The organism is Streptomyces sp. NPDC107498 (assembly GCF_055582805.1).
In genome coordinates, this window is the sequence record NZ_JBVJPE010000029.1 from 19,473 (window position 1) to 43,338 (window position 23,866).

The 23,866-nt window shown below is 70.0% G+C and carries 17 protein-coding genes and 2 pseudogenes; 11 read left to right on the forward strand and 8 right to left on the reverse strand.

The window, feature by feature from the left end; all coding sequences use genetic code 11:
* Positions 1-317 precede the first annotated feature (317 nt).
* The 3 genes and pseudogenes from ACZ66Z_RS33100 to ACZ66Z_RS33110 form a co-directional block, all read right to left on the reverse strand.
* Positions 318-1,115, reverse strand: a pseudogene (locus ACZ66Z_RS33100) (IS110 family RNA-guided transposase); the annotation flags it as partial.
* Between the two features lie 4 nt (positions 1,116-1,119).
* Positions 1,120-1,614, reverse strand: a pseudogene (locus tag ACZ66Z_RS33105) (transposase family protein); the annotation flags it as partial.
* 880 nt (positions 1,615-2,494) lie between these two features.
* Positions 2,495-2,821, reverse strand: coding sequence for a hypothetical protein (locus ACZ66Z_RS33110; protein WP_469939372.1), 327 nt, complete (start codon positions 2,819-2,821; stop codon positions 2,495-2,497).
* Between the two features lie 261 nt (positions 2,822-3,082).
* Here ACZ66Z_RS33110 and ACZ66Z_RS33115 point away from each other — a divergent pair, with 261 nt between their 5' ends.
* The 4 genes from ACZ66Z_RS33115 (at position 3,083) to ACZ66Z_RS33130 (ending at position 8,615) form a co-directional block, all read left to right on the forward strand.
* Positions 3,083-3,958, forward strand: coding sequence for a helix-turn-helix domain-containing protein (locus ACZ66Z_RS33115; RefSeq protein ID WP_469939373.1), 876 nt, complete (start codon positions 3,083-3,085; stop codon positions 3,956-3,958).
* Between the two features lie 432 nt (positions 3,959-4,390).
* Entirely contained in the window at positions 4,391-5,839 is a 1,449-nt protein-coding gene (locus ACZ66Z_RS33120; RefSeq protein ID WP_469939374.1) for a glycosyltransferase family 2 protein, read from the forward strand.
* A 137-nt stretch (positions 5,840-5,976) separates the two neighbouring features.
* The gene (locus ACZ66Z_RS33125; RefSeq protein ID WP_469939376.1) at positions 5,977-6,873 is read left to right on the forward strand and encodes a glycoside hydrolase family 26 protein; all 897 of its coding nucleotides are present in this window, start codon (positions 5,977-5,979) and stop codon (positions 6,871-6,873) included.
* Entirely contained in the window at positions 6,870-8,615 is a 1,746-nt protein-coding gene (locus ACZ66Z_RS33130) for a glycosyltransferase family 39 protein (protein ID WP_469939378.1), read from the forward strand. The genes ACZ66Z_RS33125 and ACZ66Z_RS33130 overlap by 4 nt, the downstream gene beginning before the upstream one ends.
* Before the next feature lie 376 nt (positions 8,616-8,991).
* Here the strand turns inward: ACZ66Z_RS33130 and ACZ66Z_RS33135 are convergent, their stop codons facing one another.
* The 4 genes from ACZ66Z_RS33135 to ACZ66Z_RS33150 form a co-directional block, all read right to left on the reverse strand.
* Positions 8,992-9,426 carry a hypothetical protein gene (locus tag ACZ66Z_RS33135; protein ID WP_469939379.1) on the reverse strand — a complete coding sequence of 145 codons (435 nt, stop codon included), beginning with the start codon at positions 9,424-9,426 and terminating at the stop codon, positions 8,992-8,994.
* A gap of 36 nt (positions 9,427-9,462) precedes the next feature.
* A complete protein-coding gene (locus ACZ66Z_RS33140; protein ID WP_469939380.1) occupies positions 9,463-10,818 on the reverse strand; it encodes a COG1470 family protein in 1,356 nt (451 codons plus the stop codon).
* Between the two features lie 202 nt (positions 10,819-11,020).
* On the reverse strand, positions 11,021-11,290 hold the full coding sequence (locus ACZ66Z_RS33145) for a hypothetical protein (protein ID WP_469939381.1): 270 nt from the start codon (positions 11,288-11,290) through the stop codon (positions 11,021-11,023).
* Positions 11,291-11,295: 5 nt separating this feature from the next.
* Positions 11,296-11,541, reverse strand: coding sequence for a hypothetical protein (locus ACZ66Z_RS33150; RefSeq protein ID WP_469939382.1), 246 nt, complete (start codon positions 11,539-11,541; stop codon positions 11,296-11,298).
* 360 nt (positions 11,542-11,901) lie between these two features.
* Between ACZ66Z_RS33150 and ACZ66Z_RS33155 the strand changes: the two genes are divergently transcribed.
* The 4 genes from ACZ66Z_RS33155 (at position 11,902) to ACZ66Z_RS33170 (ending at position 17,112) form a co-directional block, all read left to right on the forward strand.
* Positions 11,902-12,930: a lytic transglycosylase domain-containing protein gene (locus ACZ66Z_RS33155; protein ID WP_469939383.1), complete on the forward strand. Its 1,029-nt coding sequence runs from the start codon at positions 11,902-11,904 to the stop codon at positions 12,928-12,930.
* A gap of 758 nt (positions 12,931-13,688) precedes the next feature.
* Complete coding sequence (locus ACZ66Z_RS33160) at positions 13,689-15,242, forward strand: DNA primase family protein (RefSeq protein WP_469939384.1); 1,554 nt, start codon at positions 13,689-13,691, stop codon at positions 15,240-15,242.
* On the forward strand, positions 15,239-15,610 hold the full coding sequence (locus ACZ66Z_RS33165) for a DUF6009 family protein (protein WP_469939386.1): 372 nt from the start codon (positions 15,239-15,241) through the stop codon (positions 15,608-15,610). The genes ACZ66Z_RS33160 and ACZ66Z_RS33165 overlap by 4 nt, the downstream gene beginning before the upstream one ends.
* Before the next feature lie 713 nt (positions 15,611-16,323).
* Entirely contained in the window at positions 16,324-17,112 is a 789-nt protein-coding gene (locus ACZ66Z_RS33170) for an IclR family transcriptional regulator (RefSeq protein WP_469939388.1), read from the forward strand.
* 135 nt (positions 17,113-17,247) lie between these two features.
* Here the strand turns inward: ACZ66Z_RS33170 and ACZ66Z_RS33175 are convergent, their stop codons facing one another.
* Positions 17,248-19,518, reverse strand: a complete 2,271-nt coding sequence (locus ACZ66Z_RS33175; protein WP_469939389.1) for an FAD-dependent oxidoreductase — start codon at positions 19,516-19,518, stop codon at positions 17,248-17,250.
* Positions 19,519-19,951: 433 nt separating this feature from the next.
* On the opposite strand from ACZ66Z_RS33175, the gene ACZ66Z_RS33180 reads away from it, so the two are divergent.
* The 3 genes from ACZ66Z_RS33180 to ACZ66Z_RS33190 are packed head-to-tail and all read left to right on the forward strand — an operon-like array spanning position 19,952 to position 23,116.
* A complete protein-coding gene (locus ACZ66Z_RS33180) occupies positions 19,952-20,863 on the forward strand; it encodes a carbohydrate ABC transporter permease (RefSeq protein ID WP_469939391.1) in 912 nt (303 codons plus the stop codon).
* On the forward strand, positions 20,860-21,765 hold the full coding sequence (locus ACZ66Z_RS33185; RefSeq protein ID WP_469939393.1) for a carbohydrate ABC transporter permease: 906 nt from the start codon (positions 20,860-20,862) through the stop codon (positions 21,763-21,765). Before ACZ66Z_RS33180 ends, ACZ66Z_RS33185 begins: the two co-directional genes overlap by 4 nt.
* A gap of 58 nt (positions 21,766-21,823) precedes the next feature.
* Positions 21,824-23,116: an ABC transporter substrate-binding protein gene (locus tag ACZ66Z_RS33190; protein WP_469939395.1), complete on the forward strand. Its 1,293-nt coding sequence runs from the start codon at positions 21,824-21,826 to the stop codon at positions 23,114-23,116.
* Positions 23,117-23,866: the final 750 nt, after the last annotated feature.

Sequence of the window (23,866 nt, forward strand, 5' to 3'; positions counted from 1 at the left end):
CGACCGGTCCGAAGGACACGTCCCCGAAGAACCTCGTCAGGTGGTAAGGACGGCGCGTGAGGGGCGCCCCGGATCCCGGCGGTACTGCGACGGCCGCCCGCCCCGTCGGCTGCACGTCCGTGCGCCTGACGGTCGGGAGACAGCGGGCGCTGGAGGTACCGACCGCGCGGGAGGAGGGGCCCTGGGACTGGTGGCGAAAGGCCTGTCCGACACCTCGATGCCACTCGCTCCACACCAGTGATTCCTAATGCGGTCTGTCAAGCCGCGAGTGTGGTGGGTGGCAGGGGTTCGTAGGTCCGTCCGTCGCGGAGGAGGGCCTAGAGAACGTTGACACGGCGGCGGGCCAGAGCAAGGACGGCCTGGATGTGATGCTTGCCTTCGGCGCGCTTGCGTTCGTAAAACCGGCGCGAGTCCTCGCAGCGTCGGATGCTGAACAACGCGGAGATGTAGAAGACGCGTTGGAGGCGGCGGTTGTAGCGGCGCGGGCGGCGGAGGTTGCCGCTGATCTTGCCGGAGTCGCGAGGCACGGGTGCGACGCCGCCGAAGCCGGCGAGGCGGTCCGCGGTGCCGAAGGCGGCCATGTCGCCGCCGGTCGCGGCCAGGAACTCGGCGCCGAGAATGATGCCCAGGCCCGGCATGCTGGTGATCACGGCGAAGTCCCGGTGTTCGCGAAACCGGGCCTCGATCGCCTTGTCGATCTCGGCGACCTGCTGGTTGAGGGCCATCACCTCCCCTGCCAGGGTATGCACCATCTGGGCGGTCAGCTTTTCTCCGGGCAGGCTGCTGTGCTGGCGCCCGGCCGCTTCCAGTGCGGTCTCAGCGAGTCGGTCGACGCGCATGACCTTGCGGTTGCGCAGCCAGGTCTCGAGCCGTTTCTTGCCGGTCCGGCGCAGGGCGGCTGGGGTCTGGTAGCCGGTCAGAAGCACCAGCGGGCCGGTGTTGGTGAGGTCGAGGACCCGTTCCAGGCCGGGGAAGATGCCGGCGAGCTGGGCTCGGAGCCGGTTAACGGTGCGGGTGCGGTCGGCGACCAGGTCCATGCGACGCCCGGTGAGGATCTTCAGATCGGTGACCATCTCGTCGCCGGTTCGTAAGGGGTAGAGGTCGCGGCGGATGCGGATGCTGAGTCGTGGTGAGATCCCGGTTGGGGAACCGTCTGATCGGTGTGGTCACCCACGTGCTGGCGCCGATGGAGGCGTGGTCGGTGAGGATCGGAACGCCCTGGCGTTCGCAGATCCGGATGATGCGATGGGTGCGGGCCGCGGTCAGGTCGTGGGTGCGGCCGGTCAGCGCGGGCGAGATCCACAGCAGCTTGCCCGTGGGATCGGCGACGACCTGCGCGTTCACGCCGTGACGGCGGTGCTTATGGGAGAAGTCGGCCCGACTGTCGCCGACGCGGTCGCACTCGGCGAGCGTCCCGTCGAGCAGGATGTGATCGGGGTCGGTCTCGCACAGGACACGCAGGAGGCCGGGTGCCCTTCGGGACAGCTGACCGACGAGAGCACGCCGGTGAGGCGGGAGCCTGCAGCGCCGGTCGCCCTCAGGGATGACGATGAGCATGGATGCCCACTCGATCAAGGCGTGCGGCAGGTCGAGTGTTGCAGGCCGGGGAACCAGCGAGGCTCCCGCGGTGGCGAGTTGAGACGTCGAGCACATCTCTCAACGGCACGGGAGCCTCATGAGTTGCGGGGCACTGGCCCGTCACCCGATCAGTGGCCACTCTGAAAGAGCTCAGTGAGTCGACGCCACAGGGCACACGAGCCAGATCATGGGCGAACTGCGCGCGGAGAACAGCGTGCAGGCGGCCTCGACGGCGCACCGGGCGGGGCTCCACGCCAGGGCTGAGGGGCTCCGTTGAGGGCGTCCCGGTGAAAGAGCACGTAGAGACTCCGCTGGGTAAGCGGTCCCCCGTCCGTGCGACGGCAACCCCTGCTTTCGCAGGCCGTCCGACTTCCGTGCCACGCCCGGCCGGTCAGATCGACACTGAGCACCTCGGGTGAGCCGCGTCAGAGCTCCTGGTCCGAAACGACCGGAACACCGGACACGACAACCCCACGGCATGGGTCCGGAGCGGAGCGCACGGCGTCCCGACCGCCTAAGCGGATCCACTCGTCCCGAGCCGGCCGGGCCAAGGCCCCGTTGCGCCACCGACACGTCCCACCACCGAGAGGCGTCAGGGACACCGTCCCGCTCCTCCGGCCCCACTGCCGTCCTTCTCTTCTCGCTCCCCTCCCACCCTGCCGCCCGAACGCTCGTGCCTCTCCTGCTGCTTCGACCGTCGCTCTCGCCTGTCGGCCACATCTCGCAGGGCGCCGTCGACGCTCTCCCGGGCCCTCTGTGCCTCGGTCGCCTCCGCGCGGCGGCGCTCCCGCTCCGCATGCTCCTTGGCCGCCTTCGCGGCGGCCGCGCGGTTCTCGCGCTGCGCACGGTCGACGCGCATCCTCTCCATCGCCGCCACATCGGCGACCGAGATCACGCAGCTTCTGGGCGATCTCCTTCAGTGCTCGTCAAAGACGTGCTCCTGCGGCTCCGACCCTGCGGCAGCGGCCTGCTGTTCCTGTTCCTCGACCGTGTACGGCACGTAGATCTTCTCGTACCAGTCACGGAAGAGCAGCTCCACGGCGACCCGGTAGTCGGCCGGCTCCATATGATCCGGACGCTGGTGATGGGCGGAGTACACGGCGAAGTCGCTGAAGTACGGCATCATCCGGTTCAGCCCGGCATCCTCCTGGAGAGCGCAGTCCTGGGTGAAGTCCCACCAGTGCTCACGCCCGCCACGCTCCCAGAGATCGGCCAGATAGTTCCAGACTTCGTCCGTGTTCATCGTCGTCACTCCAGCTCACACCTCAAGCACCTTTGGTGCCGTACAGCCTCCCTCCCGAGTCCCTGGAGGCCGAGGCACTACGGGGCACGTCCCCGTACTAGACCGACCGCCCTCTCGGCTGCGCGATCGGGCTTCTTCTGTGTCTCGCGACAACGAATGCTGAAGTCAGTCGGATCTTCCTCCATACGGAGCGCCGGCGACAGGACTGGGGTTTTCCCCTGATCCGCGGAAGCCACGGACTCATCAGCATGGGTTGACAAGATGCTGACACACGACACGAAGCGGCCCTCTGGAACGGTGGAGACGACCTCCCACCGCGACGACACCGGCAATGGGGCGGTCGACCGCTGGCTCGGAAGGCTGAGCCACACACGCGTGGTGCACGTGCCCGGGCTCTTCGGTCACCACGCGCTGGAGACCGGCTGGCGTCTCGACTTCCCCAACGGGCTCGACGAGCACCTGCTGTACCTCGTCGTCAACGGGAGCTGCTCGGCCACCGTGGGCAGCTCGCGCTGGACTCTGGACGCCGGGAGCGTGGTGTGGATCCGTCCGCACACGCCGTTCACGATGACCACGCCCGACGACCGACGGACGGTCGTCTACCGTTTTCGGCTCGCCCCGGACGAGGAGACCGACAGGCATCTCTCGCCCGCGCTGCACCTCCCCGCCGCGTGGGAGGTGCGGGGGATGTTCGACCTGCTGGTCGCCGAGCTGGTGGACCACACGCTCCCGCACCGCGGCGATCGCGTCACGGGTCTCCTGCTGGTGATCTTCACGACGCTCTTCCGAGGGGCTGAGCAGCCTGTCGACGGCGGTGTGCTCAGTCTCTCGGCCCGCCAGTCCATCGAGAGGTTCGTCGACGATCACATCACGGGCCGGCCCACCGTCGCCGACCTCGCGGCGGTGGCCGGGCTCTCACCGGACTACTTCACGCGCACCTTCCGCAAGACCTTCGGCGTGCCGCCCCGTGAGTGGCTGGTCCGGCGGCGCATCCAGCACGCGGCGGCCGTCCTGGACGAGAGCAGGAGGTCCATCGCGCAGGTCGCCCTCGCATACGGCTACCAGGACAGTTTCCTGTTCAGCCGACAGTTCAAATCCGTGATGGGCGTCCCTCCGCAGACGTACCGCGCACGTTGACGCAGCCCTCGCCTCACTTTCGAACACGGCCGGTCCAGGGCCCGGCCCGAGGGACTACCGCGACACCCCGGCCCGGCGGTCCAGTCGCACCTGCCCCGCTCGGGCGCCCTCCGGCGCCAGCCCCCGCCCCTTCCTCCCGAACATCCGCCGACGAGGCACTCCCCACGGTGAAGGACGCGCTCCATGCAGCTGCTCCCTGTCAAGGGCGACGACGTGCACGCCGCCGTCCCGGCACACATGTCCGGTCGGCGCGCGCCGCGGCGCCGCGGGCCGGCGCCCCGGAGACTCGGACGGCGCGCCGGCGCCACTTCCCCGGGCCGCCCGGTAGGACCCCACAAGCCCCGTCGGGCTCCGGCCACCCCGCCCGGTCTGCTGCCTCCGCCGCCCTCCGACCGGGAGAAGTACTCCTACGCCGTCCGCCGCCTACGGTGGATGACCCTCGCCTCACTGATCGGTTTCGGCTGTCTGACGGTCAGCCAGTGCCTGCTCATCGGCGCAACGGCGGTGTCGTGGCTGCTGCTCCCGCTGAGCGGGCTCTCGCTCGTCTACTACCTGGTGTCACTGTGGGCGAACGGCTTCGGCAGGGAATTCGACCTCCGGGCCCACCGTCGCCTGGTGCGGCGCTGGCGGCCGGACGCGTACCCGTCGGTGGACGTCTTCCTGCCGGTCTGCGGTGAGCCGGTCGCCGTACTGCACAACACCTGGACCCATGTCCGGGCACTCGCCGACCACTACCCGGGCCGCTGCGTACCGTTCGTCCTCGACGACTCCGCGAGCCCGGAACTCGCAGCCATGGCAAGGGACTTCGGCTTCCGCTACGACACCCGCGACAACGCCGGGTGGTTCAAGAAGGCGGGGAACCTGCACCACGGCTTCGCACTCACCGGCGGAGAGTTCGTCCTCATCCTCGACGCCGACTTCACGCCCCGACCCGACCTGTTGCATGAGCTGCTGCCGTACTTCGGCACGGATCCGTCGATCGGCATCGTGCAGTCTCCCCAGTACTTCCGCGTGCTGGACGCCCAGAACTGGGTGGAGCGCGGCGCAGGCGCCGTCCAGGAGCTGTTCTACCGCTCGGTACAGGTGTCCCGGCAGGTGAACGGGGGAGCGATCTGCGTGGGAAGCTGCGCCGTCTACCGGCGGACCGCCCTGGAGGAGAACGGCGGCACCACTCTGATCGAGCACTCCGAGGACGTGCACACCGGCTTCGACCTGAGCACTCTCGGTTGGCGTCTGGTCTACGTCCCGGTGGCGGTGTCGGCCGGTGTCTGTCCGGACAGCGTGCCCGCCTTCGTGAACCAGCAGTACCGCTGGTGCACGGGGTCGATGAGTCTTCTCAGCAGCCGTAAGTTCTGGTCCGCGCGGCTGCCGCTCACCACTCGGCTCTGCTACGCCTCCGGCTTCCTTTACTACCTGCACACGGCGGTGTTCACGTTCGCGACGCCCCTCGTGCCGATGGCTCTGCTGCTGGCGCCCGGTCTGCTGCGCGCCGAGCACCTGCTCCTGCTGATGCCGGGGATCGTCTACGCGACACTGGTGGTTCCGCTGTGGCACCGGGCCCCCTACCGACTGGAGGCGTGGGCGGCACGCGTGATGTACGGCTGGGCGCACGCGTTCGCGATCTGGGACGCGGTGCGCGGCAGGCGCCAGCAGTGGCGGCCGACCGGAGCGAACACCGCGAAGGGCGGCCGGATCGGGCGCTTCTGGTGGGGCATGTGGGTGTGGAGCGGCGGGACGGCCGCGCTCTGGGTCGGTGCCGCGCTCTGGCGGGCCGCGACCCTGGAGGCGGCCGACTTCGCCCTCGTCCTCGGTTCAGGGCTCTTCTACGCCGTCGTGGTGGGCCGGGTCCTGGTCCAGCCCCGCGCGGAGGTGGCCCCGTGAGGCGCCTCGGCCGCGGCTCCGTGCGGACTCTTGTCCTCCTGGCGGCACTGGCTCTCGTGTCGGGCTGCTCCCCCTGGGGGCTGGGGGTGGCACGTCCGCCCGCGCCCCGTGCGGCCGGGTCCCCGCCGGCGCCCGCCGTGTCCACGGGAGGCGACTACCTCCCGTACGACCTGGAACCGCTGATCCGCCCCGCCTCCGGCAAGTACCTGGGCGTCGCCGTCGACGGGGCTCCCACCTCCGCGGAGCCGCTGGAGAAGTACGCTCGGATGACCGGGAAGCAGCCCAACCTGGTGGAGCAGTACGCGGGTTGGGGCCATGGCTTCGACTCCTCCGGGGTCCGTACGGCCTGGGCGCGCGGCGCGCTGACGCTGGTGTCGTGGGAGCCGCGGGGCACGACGACGAAGGAGATCGCGGCGGGTCGCAGCGACGCCTACCTCCGGGAGTTCGCGCACGCCGTGCGCCGGCTGAACCTGCCCGTAGTCCTCGACTTCGCGGACGAGATGAACGGCTTCTGGGAGACCTGGGGGCCGAAGCACGCGACGGCGGCGCAGTACGTGGCCGCGTACCGGCACGTGCACGACGTGTTCACCGACCTCGGCGTCGCCAATGTCATCTGGGCGTGGGCGCCGAACATCGTCAACCCGGTCCCGGACGTCGCGCTCGCGCCGTACTACCCGGGGGACGGATACGTCGACTGGATGGGGGTGGTCGGCTACTTCACCCGCGACGAGGACACCTTCGACGCGGTGTTCGGCCGGACGCTCGCCGAGCTGCGCGCCCTCGCCGACAAGCCCGTGCTGATCGTGGAGACGGCGGCGGAGCCGACAGTCCGCCGCACCGCCGACGTGCGCGAGCTGTTCGCGGGGGTGTCCGGCGACGACGGGATCGTCGGCTTCGTCTGGTTCGACTACGACAAGCGGACCGACTGGAGGCTGGAGGCCGGCTCCGCGGCCTCCCGCGCGGAGTTCCGGCGTCTCGCCTCGGGAGCGCGGTACGGGTTCGACGTCCGCGAGCGGACGGGGGCCCGGTCGTGACCCGCCCCACCGGCCCGTCCCCCTCGGCGCGGTACGCCCCCGGTCCGCCGCGCGCACTGGCCCCGGGCCGGGCGCCGGATGCCGCAGCCGCGTCCTCCGCCCCGGACGTACCGACCCTCGCTCTGCGAGTCCTCCCGGACGGGGCGCGGGAGGCCCGGTCCTACTCCGTTCCAAGGACGCCCGACGCGGCCTGGTCGGCGGCCGGCAGCGGACGCAGGCTCCGCGTCGCCCGCGCGACGCTGGCGGCGATCCTCGCTGTCCAGGCCCTACTCACCCTGCGGCGGTCACCCTCCGTCTCCTCCGCGGAGGCGCTGTCCCTGACGGCGGGTCACACCGTGCTGTCCGGCGGTGCGCCCGGACCGCCGGGCGTACCCGGCCTCGCCGGGGCATCGCGGTCGTACCCGTTGTTCGCGGCGCTCACCGACTCGCTGGGCGGCGTCGACGCGGCCCGGACCGTGAGCCTGGGTCTGATGTTGCTGGCCACGCTTCTGTTGTACGGGCTGACGACCCGGCTGTTCAACGTGCGGGCGGGCCTGTGCTCGGCCGCGTTGTTCGCGGTGCTGCCGTCGACCCTCGTCCTGGGCGGTTCGGCCACGCCGGAAGCGGCCGGGCTGTGTCTGCTGGCGATGTCGGCCCGGCTGCTCGTGGGGGCCCGGCGGGCGGTGCGGTGGGCCGCACTGTCCGCCGTCGTGGCGATGGGCGCGGCCGTGGTCACCCAGTACTGGACGGTGCTCTGTCTCCCGGGAGTCCTGCTCCTGGCGGCGGCGCGGGCGGACGGGACTGCGGGCCCGTTCGGTGGGCGGGCCGACGGACTGGCGGGGCGACGGACACGGGGGGCTGTGCGGGGGCGGGCCCGTGGTGGCCGGAAGGCCCCGATGGGCGTCGTGGTGCCATTCGCGGTGGTGGCGGTGGCGGCTGGGCTGTACGCGTCGGGACTGCCCGGCGGCCCGCTGTTGCCCTCGGCGGCGGGCGATATCGCCCCCTTCCGGGGTGGTGCGGGGGCGGCGACGTGCCTGTTGCTGGTGGTGGCGACGGCAGGTGCCGGATGCCTCCTGGTCCGCGCGCGCATGGGGGAGCATCCGTCCGTCGCGCTCGCACGAGGGGATTCGGGGCGGAGCAGGCGCGTGGTGTGGGTCGTGGCGCTGTTCGTCGCGGCGGCAGCGCCGCTCGCAACGGCCTGGGCGGCCGGGGCGACGGGGTACGGTTTCGGGCCGTCGGCGGCTCTGGCCTGGTTCGCCGCCCCGCTCGCGGGGGTCGGGGCAAGTCGGTTGATGGGGCGCCACGTCCGTTTTCCGCAAGTCGGGATCGCGCTGTGGACGGCCCTGCTCTGTCTGGGGGTGCCGCAGGCAGACCGTTGGTTCGCCGGGAATCCCGATCCGGCCCGGCTGGTCCGGGTGATCGCGCCGTACGCCGGTGACTCCGAGACCTATCTGGGGGTGCCGGCCGAGATCCCGGCGTACCAGTTGCGCGGGACGGTCAGGCCCGGACAGTGGACGGATTGTGCGGGGACGGCGGAGGGGGGACGTGCGCACCTCTCCGACGACCTGGTCGGCGCGTGCGCGCGGGCGGTGCGCGCGGGAGAGTTCCGGGTGATCGTCCTCGACGGCGTGACCCGACCCGCCCTGCAGGAGGCCGTCCGGGCCGCTCTGCGCGGAAATCCGCATTACCGGCTCCGGGCCGAAACGGCCCTGTACGGAACGTCGCCCGGTGGCGGGTACCGGGTCTGGGTGCGGGTCGCGTGAGACGTGGCGCGGCACGTGGCGGTCCCGGTGGGCACGTGACCGCGAAGGGAGCATCGTGTCGGCCGCACCTCGGGGCGCCGCCGCTGCCCCGGACGCTGCCCTCTCGGCTCCGTTCAGGCCCGGGTCCGGCGTCCTAGTCTGGAGGCGGCCGGTCAAGGCGGCGCATTCCCCCCGTAATGCCTTACGGCCTTCCACCCCGGCCGCTGTGGATCTCCCGGTCCCGCGCACTCGCGCTGCAGCGGCCGGGGTCTTCTCATGCGTGGTGCTGCCGGCGTCGACCGTGCGCCGTACCTCTGGACCGCCGGCTCCGGCCCGTCCGCACCGCGGTCTCGGCTGGCGTGCGACGGCGCCGGACCTCGGGGGTTCCGGCCTGTCCTCAGCCCGCCGTGCAGACGCCGTTGGTGGTCGCGAAGGTCGCGGTCCCGTTCTTCACGGGCATGGGGTCCGGGATGGGCCCGTTGGGCGACGGCTGCTTGGCCGGGTTGGTACCTGCGTCGAACTTAGCCGTGAAGCTGCCGCCTTTCAGGAGGACCGCCTTGCCTTCGCACTTCAGCTTCGCCGTCTTGTTCGCGGGAGCCAGGGTCAGCGAGAGGGTGCCGGTGCCGGGAATGGTGCAGAGGGGGGTCGTGTAGGCGAGGGGGATCTTCAATTGTGTCGGCAGCTCGTCGCCCTCCAGGCAGACGGCCGACTTCACGGCCGTCCCCTTGAGGGCGGAACCCCGCAGGGGGACGGGCGCCGTGACGGACGGGATGATCGCGCCGGGAATGGTGACGAGGACCGTGTCCCCGGTCCGGATGACGAAGTCGGTCATGTCGCCCCGATCGGTGGGAGGGAGGATCAGCGGGGGTCAGCCCGCCTGGGTGACGGCGCGTCCGGAGAAGAACGCGCCCGGTGTGCAGGATCCGGAGGTGGTCGCGGTCTGTCCGCCCGGGGCCTGGCAACGGACGGAGAGGATGACCTCCTCACCAGGACCGAACTCGATGGGCTCGACGAAGTGGTCGTCGCGGTCCCGGTAGGTGTCGAGGCTGATCTGCATCAGGACGGATTCGCCGCGTTGCAGGCGGACGACGCCGGTGTCCCCGGCCGCGTTCTCGAAGAGGATGTCGCTGATGTAGTACGTGCTGTCCCGTGGCACCTTGAATCGGGTGACGACGAAGTCGTCGGAGGCCTTGACGTCGGTCTGGATCCGGAAGTCCACCGCGTTCAGCTGGGAGTCGGAGTCGCCGCCCCCACTCTTCCCGCCCGCCGAGTCGCCGCCCCCGCTCTTCCCGCCCGCCGAGTCGCCGCCCCCGCCTCCGAGGGCGGGATACCGGTCACTGCCGGAGCCTCCGGCGGCGCCGCCGCCGGCGCCGCCGGCGGCCGCTCCCCCACCATTCGCGCCGCCGGCTGCCGCGCCGCCCTTCGCTCCCCCGCCGCCCAGCGCTTCGGGGTCCTGCCCGGTGGCCACCGCCACCTGTTTCTTCGCCTCGGACTCGACGCTCGGTTGAAGCACCAAGAACCACAGGGCTAGCAGGGCCACCACGGCGGCCGCCACAGACAGCGTGAACTTCGCCAGCCCGTCAGAGATGATCGCCGCCTGGATCAGCGCGCCGTCCGCGGTGTGCTCCTCTTGCTCGTCCTCGTCCACCACCAGGACCTGGAAAGGCAGGCTCCCGTCGGCGCCGCGCCACAACCGGGTCTTCGGCTTCACCTTCAGGGGGACGACGACGCCCTTGCCATGGGCGACCTCCACCTCTTCGTGCTTGAACACGAAGCTGACCTTCGCGTCCGGGTCGGAGGCGTAGAGGTGCGCCTTCAGCGGGGCGTTGCCCCGGTTGTCGACGACGGCGCTGAAGCGGCCCGCGCCACGACTGCGTTTCGTCGTCGGGACCAGCTTGACTTCGAATTCGGTGAACGGGCCCACGGTGACGGTCGTCTCTTCGACGACCGACCCCTCGATGTCCTCGTGGGACATCACCCGCAGTCCGAACGTCATCGGTCCGGCGGGCAGCTTCGAGGCGCGCGGGGGGCGGAACACGAGCTCGACCTCTGCCGTCTGGTCCGGGAAGACGTTGACGTTGGCCGGTTCGACCTGGATCCATTCACTGGCCTCACCGAGAACGTCCAGTTCGAAGCGGTCGACGAGGCTTCCGGTGTTGAGTACCTGAACGGACTGTCTGCTCTCCTCCCCAGGAATCGCAAGGATGTCGGACTCGAGTTGCAAGACGATGGCTCCCACCCGGCAAGAATGGGGCGCTCGTGACCTGCGGCGTAGCTGCCCGGGGGCGGCGATACGGCCCTTCGGACGTGCCCTATCGAGCTGTGGTGCGGGCAAGGCGGCAGCCTGACGGCCACTCCCGGACCGGCCGTTGACGAGGGGAGGCACCCTCGGCTCTCGGCGTCTCCGCCCGCGGGCGGGGACGTCGTCAGGCCGGGCGTTCGCGCACCACGCGGGCGATCTCGCCCAGACCGTCCGTCCGGAGGAGTTCCAGCTGGTCGCGGAGGTCGCCCGTGATCCAGAGCAGTTGCTGCTGCGTCTCGGCGAGGGCGAGGGTGGCGTGGACCTGGGCAAGGCTGGTGAAGGCGGAGGCGGAGACCGGGTCGTCGGCCCGCATGGCCTCGGCCGCGGCCCGCGCCAGGGCACCCGCGGAGCCGATGTGCCCGGCGTCGCCCGAGACCCCGTCGGGGAGATCCACGGCGCTCAGCCCGCGCGACGGGCATCGGCCGCCTGGAAGCTCCGGCTGCCCGGGGCACGGGCGGGGACGACGCGTGCGTCGTCCTTCAGCGCCCTGAGACCCCGTCCGACGACCGCGGTGCCGTGCGCGGGCGCGTCCGCGGGGCGCTTTCCTTCGTTGCCCGCATTCGATGGGGCGAAGCCGCCGTCCTTCTCCGCGTCGAACCGCTTCGCGGTTCCGCGGAGACCGGACTCGACAACCTGGTTCGTCATGTCATCACTCCCAAGGTTCGCCGCCCGTCCGCCTGGGTGCCGCCGGGTCCGGCCTGTTCACCCGTCGGCCCAGCCGGAACGCACGGGGTACGCCCAGCACACCACCCGGACGAGGCCGAAGCAGGTGTGTCGGGGCAGGAAGGGGGGCAATTCGTCCACGGATCCGGCCGGTTCGAAGCAGCGCGAACTGTCGGGGCAGCGGCGCTGCCCGGTCGCCCTCCCCGGAGGGCCTCCCGGGGAGCCGGTGGTACGCGATGGGATGACGGTGCTCAGGACACAGATGCGGGCTGCTCCTTCACGGGAGCGGCATGCCGGGGGAACCCGCCCGCACCGGTCGAGGTTCCGGGGAAACGGACGAACATGGCGTCGGCGCTCCAACGCGCAACACAGGGATTCGCCGCGGTGGCGGTGGCGGCAACACTGGTCACGGTGGGGCTGGGGATGCAGAAGTCCTCCTCACCGACCGCCGCCGCGGCCGACGCACCAGAAGAGAACGGCTCGCAGGCGGTCCAACGCCCCTTCGTGGCCCCGAACGGGACCGCCATAGCTCCGAACGTCCAGCCCCCGGCGGGCGGGGCATCGACCCAGGGGACCGGCCTCGGCCTGCCCGCCACCGTCCACCGCGCGTACCTGAACGCGCAGACGATGCTGGCGGCAAGTCAGCCCTTGTGCCGCCTGACCTGGCCGGTGCTGGCGGGGATCGGGCAGGTCGAGTCCCACCAGGCCCGGAACGGTGCCCTGGACGCATCTGGCAACACGCTGCAGCCGATCATCGGACCGGCCCTCAGCGGTGACGGTTTCGCCTCCATCGCGGACACCGACGGTGGCAGGCTGGACGGAGACACACGGTGGGACCGTGCCGTCGGCCCCATGCAGTTCATCCCCACCACCTGGGCGGTCTGGGGCACTGACGGGAATCGCGACGGGGTCGCCAACCCGCACAACATGTTCGACGCCGCCCTCAGCACGGGTCGCTACCTGTGCGCGAACGGACGGGACCTGTCGGATCCGAAGCAGCTGCGGAGCGCCATCCTGAGCTACAACCGGTCGACCGAGTACGCGGACACCGTGACGGACTGGATCACCCGCTACGCGCAGGCGGGTGCCGACCTGGTCCCCGACTCCACGGCGTCGCCGTCGACCAGGCCCTCGGCGAGCGCGTCGACGAGGCCACAGGGCGGCACGCGCAACCCTCCCTCGTCGAGCCCGCCCCCCAAGCGTTCCACAAGTCCCTCGCCCACCCCGTCCCCAAGCGGAAGAACATCGAGTCCACCGCCTTCGGCGTCCATGCCGCCGCCGTCTCCCTCTTCCTCGACTTCCACGCCGCCGCCTCCCTCCCCCGCCGCGCCCACTGCGCCGGCCGGCGGATCCGGCACCGAGCAGCCGTAGCGCTTCGCGGCGGCTCCCGGACCGACCTCAGCCCTTTGGGGACTCGATCCCTGCCCCGAGGGGCGGTCGGTGCCGGCGGCCAAACCCACCGCACCCGAAGATCACCCCTTCGGTTCGCTCCTCGGAACGATGTCGCGTGGACATCGCGGAATAAACCCGAACGCCTCCCCTCTCGAATTCCGGGGTTTTCCGCATGGGGGCACACCCTCTCGAAGCGCTTCGCCGGCCGGACGCGGTCGGCTCCCCTTCCCTTCGCCCGGCGCACCCGCGACAGCACCGGTCAGGGCAGGAGCCGATGATCGACCGGCCGTCGCCGACAGCACCCTGTCGTGGTGGTCACCGCCATCGGGTGAGTCGTTTCCGCAACCCCGGTCGCTTCGGCCGCTCCACGCAGATCGCATGCGTCGGGAATTCCTCGCATTCGACAGAGGAAAGCAGGTCCGGCGGATTGCGGATTCGCGAACGCACGGGCACAGAAGGCACTCGGGCACCATTTTCGGACACAGCGTGTGTGGTTAGGGTGTGCGCTCCGGAGTCTTCGAGCGCTTCAAGGGGGAAACGGCATGCCGAGCCACATACGGCCGCCCGAGGCGCGCCCGTTCTCCCCGGCCGGACACCTGAACACTGCGGCGGACGCGTCCGCCCCGCACACCCGCACGCCGGCGGCACCCGCCGGGGCGGTCCGGCCGGATCTCCTCGGCCGCCCGCGCGGGCGTGATCTCGAGGAGCCCTTGCCTGTCGTGCCTGGGAGGAGTCGTATGAACTGGCCGTACGGCAGCGACCCCCTCGCCCCGTTCGACGCGACGACCTTCGCCTCCCGGCCACAGGGTCAGAACACGAGCAGGGCGCCCGTCGCCGCCCCTGCAGACGGCGCCGTCCCCGACCGTCCCGCGCCCATCGGGCAAGAGGGGGACGACGCCGGTCCGGTCGACGGTTCCCTGCTGCCGGACACGCTGTCGGATCGAGGCAACGCGAAGCTCTTCGTCCAGTTGTACGCGGACCGATACCGGTACGTGCCAGGCCTGGGCTGGTTCCGTTGGGACAGCACCCGGTGGCGCCCCGACGAGGACGACACGGTGGTGTGGGCGGCGGGGGACCTCGCGGAGGCCCTCTCCACCCGCGACCCCCGGGGGCTGCACGCTCGGCAGGCGGTCCTCGAACACCGCCGTCGATCCCTCAGCACGGCTGGTCAGAACGCCATGCTGGGACAGGCGAAGTCGGCTCCCGGCATGCTCCTGCGGGCCGAAGCGCTCGACGCCGACCCGTACGTCCTCTGCACGCCGAACGGGATCGTGGATCTGCGGACGGGCATTACCCGCACCGCCTTTCCCGCCAGGGACTTCGTCTCCCGTTCGACCACGGTCGGTCCGTCACGACAGCAGCCCACGCCCCGCTGGAACCGCTTTCTCACCGACACCTTCGGCGACGACCGGGCGGGCCTCACGATGGTCGGATTCCTTCAGCTCCTGCTGGGCTACTCGATCACCGGGGACGTCGGCGGGCAGGTCATGCCCTTCCTCTACGGGTCCGGCAAGAACGGCAAGTCCGTGCTGCTCGATGTCGTGGTGAAGCTCCTCGGTGACTACGCGGACGCAGCACCGCCGGGCTTCCTCATGGCGAAGCCGTTCGAGGGTCATCCCACCGACCTGGCCGAACTCCACGGTCGACGGCTCATCGTGTGCTCCGAGGTCAAACCGGACGATCGCTTCGACGAGGCCCGGGTGAAGTTCCTGACCGGCGGGGACCGCATCAAGGCTCGCCGGATGCGCCAAGACTTCTTCTCCTTCAGCCCGACGCACAAACTGTGGCTCATCGGCAACCACCGCCCGGAGGTCGGTACGGGTGGCTTCGCCTTCTGGCGTCGTATGCGGCTGCTGCCCTTCGAGCGGATCGTCTCCGACGAACGGCGCGTCGACAACCTGTCGGATGTCCTGATCGCGGAGGAGGGTCAGGGCATCCTCGCCTGGCTGGTCGACGGCGCCCGCCTCTATCTCTCCGGCGACCGCGACCTCGGCGGCCCCGACGCCGTCCGGATCGCGACCAATGCCTACACCGAGACCGAGGACCATACCGGTCGCTTCTTCGAGGAGTGCTGCCTGGTGGACCCACAGCAGCGCAGTGGGCAGGCGGATCTGTACGCCGCCTATCGTGACTGGTGTCAGAACGAGGGGGCCCAGCCGCTGTCGTCGCGCGGCTTCGCCGCCCGTGTCAGAGAGCTGTTGAAGATGACCTCGCCTCACGAAATGCTCTTGTCGAACTCCCGAAAGTACTACCGGGGCATCGGATTGCCCACCGAAGGGGCAAAGGCGTGAGCGCCCTCATCTCCAGGAGCGAGCTCCACCACGAGAGCGAGTTCGTCTGGCTAGAGGACATCAGCGTGCTGGACTACGTCCGCCAGTCACTGGACCGGCTCCCCACTCGCCGGGGAAGACCTGCCTACCACCGCGCCGGCCGCATGGTCGGCTACGCCGTTCTCGGCACGGACGCCAAGGCGTCTCACAACAGCGGAACCTTCCGCCGGCGGGTGTTCTGGCTGCTCCCCCATGACCGCGACAGCGCGCCCGACGGGCTGTACGCAAGCAGCGCTCCGGCCGAAGCCGTCGATCCCGAGTCCTTGTCACCGGGCGTGAAGGGCCGACGGCCCACGCGACCGGGCGGCCTCGAGCGGACGGAGTCCTGACACACGGACAGCGCGGACGGACCGGCACTCGGCCGGAGGCCTGCTTCCGGACGCTCCGGCAGCCCTCGGCGCTGCCCGAGGGGCCATGGCGCGGATCCGCGCGCCGTCCCAGAATCGGCTCCCTCCACTGCCGGAGGCGGACACATCGGGAGGGGCTCATGGCGCAGGGGACCGTACTCAGTGGGACGTCGGTCCGTCTGGAACCCATGGCCATGCGGCGCGTGAAGGGGCTTGCGGAGGCCGCCCTTTCAGGCACCTCCCCGTTCACCCCGGTGCCCCGGGGGCGGGCCGGGACCCGTGCACACGTCGTTCGGGCCAGGACGGAGCGGAGGGGCGCACGTCGCTCGCCTTCACCGTGATCGACCAGCGGAAGGCGCGGTCGTCAGGGCCACCCGCTTCAAGGGAATGGAACGGCGCACGCCAGACGTGGCGGCAGTTTCCCCACCCCCAGGACGTCGCCCTGGCGTACGGGTCGCCGCGAGGCTCTTCCCCCTCTGTCTCGCCGCGAGCGCTCGTCCACGAGGACGTCGACGCCTCGTTGTTCTGCGGCTAGGGTGCGTGCCACCACTTGCATTCCAGCCCTGAGAGAGTCAGCGGACAGCGGCCATGGAGAACAGACAACCCGCATGATGCAACCTCATTGCAAGATCTGCATGTAAGATACGATCTACCCTTTGCCCTACCGTTGCGTACGCAGATGAGGAGACTCCGACATGCCTGCTGAGCAGGGGACCAACCAGAGCGTCGAGCGGGCCGTCTCCGTCCTGCGGGCCCTCGGCTCGGGGAGTGCGGAGCGCCGAGTCTCCGACATCGCCGTGGATGCCGAGCTGGGTCCCTCCACCACCTCCCGTTTGCTGGCGACCCTGGAGCAGTTCGACCTGGTCGAGCGCAACCCGATCAGCGGGCTCTACCGGCTGGGACTGGGTACGCTGCCGCTCGCCGCCATGGCCTTGAACGGCCACCCCGTCCACCGGGCTTCCCGGATGGTGCTGCAGGGACTGGCCGCCCGTACCGGGCTGGGCGTGAACGTCGGCATACTGCGCGGGGCTGAACTGCTCTTCCTCGCCAACTTCGAGGGCGTCCGCACCCCCAAGGCGTACACGCAGGCCGGCGGTACCGCCCCGCTGCACGCGACGGCGATGGGCAAGTGTCTGGTCTCCCGCATGACGGGGGACGAACGCCGTGCGCTGCTCGGCCCCGAGCTGGAGGCACACACGGAGTACACCGTGGCCACGCACGACGCGCTGGACGAGGAGTGCGAAGCGGTCCGGCGGTCGGGCTACGCCGTCGAGGCGCAGGAGCGCGCACTGGGCCGGTCCTCACTGGCGGCTCCCGTGCTGGACTCACGGGGCGGCGTGGTCGCCGCGATCTCGCTGTGGGGTCCCGCCTCCGTACTCGGAGGAGTCTCCGCGCCCGGAAGGCCCGGGGCCCCGGAGGCGGAGCTGGTCGGCCAGGTGATCGAGGCGGCGGACGCCGTGAGCCAGGCGCTGGGAGCGTACTGACTGCCCGGTGCCCGGAGAGTGGAGAACGCCCGGAGTGCGGGTTCCGCACTCCGGGCGTTCGGGTCTTCCGGCAAGCTTCGCATGTCACGGGCCGGAGCGAGGTCCTGTGCGTCCGCCCCGGCCCGGGTGGCGGGATCAGTCCTGGTAGGCCCGGACCGTGAAGAGATGCGCTCGTGGCGCGCCGTGCGTGGCGTCCACCGTAATCCGCAGCGCATCGGTTCGCACGGGGGCCCCACCGTCCAGCTGGTGGACGCGATGGCGACGGCGGTTGTCCCGCACGGTGACCGCGGTGCGCCACTCCCCCGACTCGTCCCGTACCTCGATGCGGTAGTCGCGCAGCAGCTGCGGCGCGATCGCGTCCGGTACGCGGTCCCGGTGCAGGTTGATGAGGTACGTGTCCACGTCGTCGTCCATGACCAGGTGGACCGTACGCAGTTCGTGCGGAGCATCCCACTCCAGAGTGAGGTGGGAGCCTGGCGCGGGATCTGCGGACACCCACATCTGCGGGCCGCCGAACGGACGCTGATAGCCGCTCACGCCCTTGCCGGGCGCGAAGGCATCCGTGGCCGGTAGGGCCCGGAAGCAGAACGACCGGCGGCGTAGCTCGCGCGCGGACCAGTCCAGTACCGGCTGCCCCTCCTGCTCGGGGATGTCTTTGTCGACGCCGGGGTCCCCCGCGACGCGGCTGCGCAGGGCGAGCACGCCTTCGGTTCCCCCCGCCATCAGGTGCCAGGAGACATGCGGGTTGGCGCGGACGATGACGACCACGTTCTCGGGAGCGTCGGGGAAGTGGCGGAGGGCGGCGGTGACCCACGTGGGTCCGCCGGCCGGGACGGGGACCTGGACGGTTCCCAGTGCGTCGAGAGGCACGGCGTTCTCGGGCAGCCTCGTGCTCCAGAGCTCGACGGTGAGTTCGGTGTCCTGCTCGGCGGAGACGAGCAGTTCCACGCCTTCCAGCGTGGGGTCGACGGGCAGGAGCACGCCGTAGTCACGGCCGAGAGGGTAGGGCTCCGCCGGTGTTCCGGGTCCGGGTTCCGCCGCGAGACGGGTGAGGTGTGAGGAGGCGCTGACCCTGGCCGTGCGCGCGAGGTCGTCCGGATCCTCGTTGGCGATCCCCATGACGGAGCCGTCCTGGAGGAGCAGGACCTGTCCGACGAGTCCGGGGTCGTCCGAGGCCAAGGCCCGTGGGCTCTGGCCACGCTGGACGCAGAGCGCGGCGGCGGTCCCGGCGGCCTCGCCGAGGGTGGCACACGTAGCCATCACGCGGGTGGCGCCGAAGGCGATGTGGGTGGCGGAGATGTTCCGGCCGGCGAAGAGCAGGTTGCCGACGTTCACCGAGTAGAGGCTGCGCAGGGGTATGTGGAATACACCGTCCGTGAAGCGCTGCAGCGCGCCGGGGCCCTCGGCGTACATGCCCTCGACGGGGTGGAGGTCGATTGACCAGCCTCCGAAGGCGATCCGGTCCTCGAAGCGCCGCTGCGCGAGGATGTCCTGCTGGGTGAGGATGTGGTCACCGATGAAGCGGCGGTACTCGCGCTTGCCGGGAACGCTGCCGACCCATTCCAGGGTGAGGTTGTCGGCGTCGAACTCGCCGGAATTCTTGATGTGGTCCCAGATGCCCATGATCACGGCATGGAGTTCGTCCCGGATGACTTCGTTGTCGTGGACGGTGTCCATCGCGCCGCCCCACTCGATCCACCAGTAGTCGCAGCCGTTGTCGCCACTGCGCAGGACGCGGTTGCGCAGGATGGGGGTCTGCGAGATGTCCTTCGCGTACGAGGGCGGGACGAAGGGGACGGGCCGGCCGAGGTCCTTGGTGTAGAAGAGGATGGTGGAGCCGAGCAGCGCTCCGTCCGACTCCTCGGGGGCCCAGGGCTCGCCGAAGTCGGCGGCCGATTCGCGGCCGATGCGGCTGCGGGCCCCGGCCAGTTCACCCAGTAGTCCGTCACCGGTGCAGTCCAGGAAGAACTGGGCACGGAAGGTGATCAGACGCTCCGATCCCATGGTCCAGCCGGTGACCGAGCGTATGGTGCGCTCGTCGTCGGGCCCGTCCGCCTCGACCTCCCGCACGTCGGTGTTGAGGAACAGGTCGATCAGCGGTTCCGAGCGGACGGCGTCCAGTACCACCTGGTCCCAGTAGTAGGGGTTGCCCTCCGGGTTGCGGTACTGGTTCTCGGTGTAGAGCTCGCCCATGATGCCCGTTTCACGGGCGTAACGCTGGACGCCGTGAGCTGTGGCGCCGCAGACCCAGACGCGCACCTCGCTGCTGCTGTTGCCGCCCAGTACCGGGCGGTTGTGCACGAGTGCGACGCGCCGCCCGAGTCGGGCGGCGGCGATGGCGGCGCAGACGCCGGCGAGGCCGCCGCCGATGACCGCGATGTCGTGGTGGAACTCTTCCTGTCGCATCCTCAGCGGCTCCCTTGCGATGTGCGACGACATGACGAGCCGTCGCGGGGTTCAGTGTGCACCTAGGAACCATTAAATGGAACAGAGATGCAGAGAATGAGATCAAAGTTCACAACCATGCGCGGCTGACATCCGTGGCGCGCGACGGAAGGGCTCGATCCGGCCTGAGTTGAACCCGCTCCGACAAGGAGCGATGGGGAAATCAGGGCTGCCCGGAAGGGCAGGGGCCTCGCACTCATCACCCCAGGAGCACTTCGTCATGACGGTTGACAGCAACCATCATGTGACTGATGATCCCGCATATTGCACGTCGGAATCAGATTATTCTCCCGACGTCCCCTGGGAAGCATCCCCGCCCCCACCTGCCATGCGCTGCGGGCGGACAGCCGCACCAGAGCGGCCCATCTGCCGCCCCTCCCGAGAGGAAGCCGCATTGACCATCCTGCGTACGGGGCAGACCAAGCGGAACGGCCCCAGACTGCCCGACAGCACCTTCGCGGTGCTGCTCGTCCTGCCGGGGCTGGCGCTGTTCACAGCGATCCTCATGTACCCGCTGCTCGCCTCGCTGACCACCGGCTTCTTCCGCCAGGATCTCCGGTTCCCCGGCCGGGAGTTCGTAGGTCTGTCGAACTTCGCCGACGTGCTGCAACGGGATTTCTGGCCCACGCTCGAGCACACCCTCGTGTTCGCCGGGGGAACCACCCTCGCCGCCTTCGGAATCGGCTTCGCCCTCGCCCTCGCCCTCAACGCGGGCCTGAAGGGCAGCGGCTTCATGCGGGGCCTGTTCCTCTTCCCCTGGGTGATCCCGGGCGTCGTCACCTCCTTCCTGTGGATGTGGATCTTCAACGCCAACTACGGACTGCTCAACGGGGTGCTCATCAAGCTGGGCCTGATGGACGAGGCGGTGTCCTGGCTCGGTGAGCCGCGCACGGCCATGCTCGCGGTGATCGTGACCAAGACCTGGGCGAGCTTCCCCTGGATGATGGTCATGATGCTGGCCGGCCTGCAGACGGTGCCCGGCGAGCTCTACGAAGCCGCGGCCGTCGACGGCGCGGGCATGTTCCGGCGCTTCCGCTCCATCACCTGGCCCAGCGTGCGCTCCATCGGGCTGCTCGCCCTACTGCTGGAGTTCATCTGGAACTTCCAGCACTTCGACACCATCTACGTGCTCACCGGAGGCGGCCCCGCCAACTCCACGCAGACCTTCGCCGTCGCCGTCTTCCAGGACGCCTTCCAAGGCTTCGACCTCGGCCGGGCCAGCGCCCTCGGCGGTCTGTGGATGCTGCTCCTGCTCGTGCTGGTCGGCGGCTACCTGTTCCTGTCTCACCGTGAGGACCGCTCATGACCGCGACGACCTTGGAGCCGAGCCGTACCGAAGAGCGGCCCCTCCCGCCGCAGCGCACGCGCCGCCCCCGGCTCCGCCCGGACCTCCTGCGCTCCCGGGCACTGGCCTGGACCGCGCTCCTCGTGATCGGGCTGTTCGCCCTGTTCCCCCTGTACTGGATGCTGGTCACGGCGCTCAGCCCGGCCGACCGGGTGTTCCAGTTCCCTCCGGACTTCGTGCCGAGCGCCATCACCTTCGAGAACTTCCGGGCGGTGCTGGACAACGGCCCGCTGTTCCTCTACCTCAAGAACAGCGTCATCGTCTCGCTGACCACGGCGTTCCTCAGCGTGGTGATCTCGACGTACATGGGCTACTCGTTCTCCAAGTTCCGCTACCGCGGCCGTCGTTCGCTCATGAACTTCGTGCTCGCCTCGCAGATGTTCCCCCAGTCGCTGCTGCTGATCACGCTCTACGCGCTGTTCCGCCAGTTCGGGATGCTGGGCAGTTACACCGCACTCGTGCTGTCGTTCAGCACGTTCACGCTCCCCTTGTGCGTCTGGATGCTGAAGGGCATCTTCGACACGATTCCCGACGCGTTGCTCGAGGCCGCCGCCATCGACGGCGCCTCGCGCTGGCGCACGCTGCACTCCGTGATCGCACCGCTCGCGGCACCCGGTATGGCCGCCGCGGGACTCTTCGCCTTCGTACGTGGCTGGAACGACTTCATCTTCGCGCTCAGCCTGTCCGACAACAACTCGATGACCCTGCCACCAGGTCTGGTGCACACCTTCATCGGCGAGACCCAGACCTCCTGGCCCACGCTGATGGCCGCGTCACTGGTGGTCTCCCTCCCGGTCGTCGTCGCCTTCATGTTCCTCCAGCGCTTCCTGGTCGGCGGTCTCACCGCCGGCTCCGTGAAGTAGCCGCCGCCCCCGCGGGCCGCCCCTCATCCGCCGTACACCCACTCGCCCTGGAGGCGCCATGTCCCTCTCCGACCTCTCCCGCCGCAGCCTGCTGCGCGCCGCCGGCATCGGCGCCGTCGGCATCGCCGGATCCAGTGTTCTCTCCGCCTGCGCCGCCGGCGGCAGTGGCTCCGGCGGCAACACCGCCGCCAAGGACTTCGAGTTCACCTCGTGGTCGCTGAGCGAGCCCGCCATCAAGCCGATCATCGAGCGCTTCATCAAGTCCTGGGAAACCAGCCACGGCTCGAAGATCAGCACCACCGCGGTGCCGTACAACCAGTACCTCCAGGAGCTGAGCCTCAAGCTCAACGGGCGCCAGGTCTCCGGCGCCGTTCAGCTGGACATCGCCTGGCTGGCCGCCATAGCCCAGACCGGCACCCTCGCGGACCTCGGCAAACTGGCGACCTCGGGTGGCTACACGCCCACCGGCCTCGCCAGCGGTCAGTACGAGGGAACGCAGTACGGACTGCCGTGGACCACCGGCGCGATCGGACTCATCGGCAACCAGGACCTGCTGAACGAGGCCGGAGTCAAGACCGCACCCACCACGATCGCCCAGTTCGAGGACGCGCTGCGCGCTCTCAAGGAGCTCAAGGGCGTCACCCCCTACGCGGCCTCCACCGCGATCGCGCAGCTCGGTGACATCTTCCCGTGGATGCAGACCTTCGGATCCCCGATCATCACGGCCGGCAAGGTCGTCCTCGGCGACGACGCCTCCATCGACGCGGTCACCTGGTACAAGAAGCTGTACGACGAAAAGCTCATCGCCAAGGACGTGGACCGCAACGCCGCCCGTGCCCTGTTCGGCCGGGGCACCGTCGGCTTCTACGACGACGCCGTCGTCGGCAAGGCCAGCACGCTCGCCAACGCGAAGGACCCGAAGAAGCTGGGTCCGGCGATGACGCCGTTCTCCCGGCCCGTGCTGAAGGCCGGCGACTCCCCGCAGGCACAGCTGTGGGGCCACGTCATCGTGGTGCTCAAGGGCGACGGCCAGGACGCGGCCAGCCAGTTCGCGCTCAAGACCACTTCCGACGTGGCCACCACGACCGAGTACTTCAAGGCCGTCGGTCTGCCCCCCGCCACCGGCAAGGGGCTCGCCACCCGTGAGATCGTTGCGGACACCTTCATCACCGACTGGACGCGCCGCATCACGGGAACCGCGACCCCCGGGCCCTTCTGGACGTACGCGAAGAACGCCCAGATCATCAGCGCCGTCGCCCAGCAGGTCCAGGCGGCCCTCGTCGGCCAGTCCTCACCCAAGGAGGCCATGAGGACGGCACGCGAGCAGGCGACGCAGCTGCTGAAGGACTGACCCCCAGACCGGTGCCGTGGGCCCCTACGCCCACGGCACCGACGCCGGCCCGCTCCCGCCTCTCCTCCTCGATGTGGGGAGCGGGCCGGCCTCCCCCCCTCGCTTCGCCCCGTCACGGCATGACGGGGCGACTTACTCCCCGGCTCCTGGAGCACGCCGCCCGAGGGCAGCTCCGTCCTCATCACGGCAACCGGCCACCCCAGCAGGTCCGCCACAGCCGCGAACATCGGCTCGCTGAGGGCGTCCGCAGCACGATCGGGGCGATGCCGGATATCACCGCGCCTCCCTCCGCATGTCATGCGGAGGGAACGCTCTCCGCCCAGCGGCCGTGGATCTCCACCAGGAATCCGCGGCCGCCGACACATGTCTGCGGCCCGTCCGAACGCAGCTGCTCCGCTGGGGTCATGCGAGGTGGGAGCGCTCGCGGCGCAGAGCGTGTTCTGATCGCTCCGGGAGCCGGATGGGCTCCGTACGTTGCCCCAAAGGACACTTGACGGGCAAGCGAACGGCGGACACCCTTCTCATCATATTCACAGGGGTTTCATTAAGAGGCTCCTGAAATGCCCACTGTTGCACGGTCGATCTGATATGCGGATCGAATCGTCCGGTTGGGCGGGTACCTGAGGGCGTAATCGCACTCGGGAGTCATCTTCCTGTCAAGGAGGCCCAGCCTTGTTCTCTTCGATGAGAGGTCCCGCGATCGGCGCATGCGCCGCTGTGACGGCTTTGGTCGTCGGTTTCGCGGCTCCG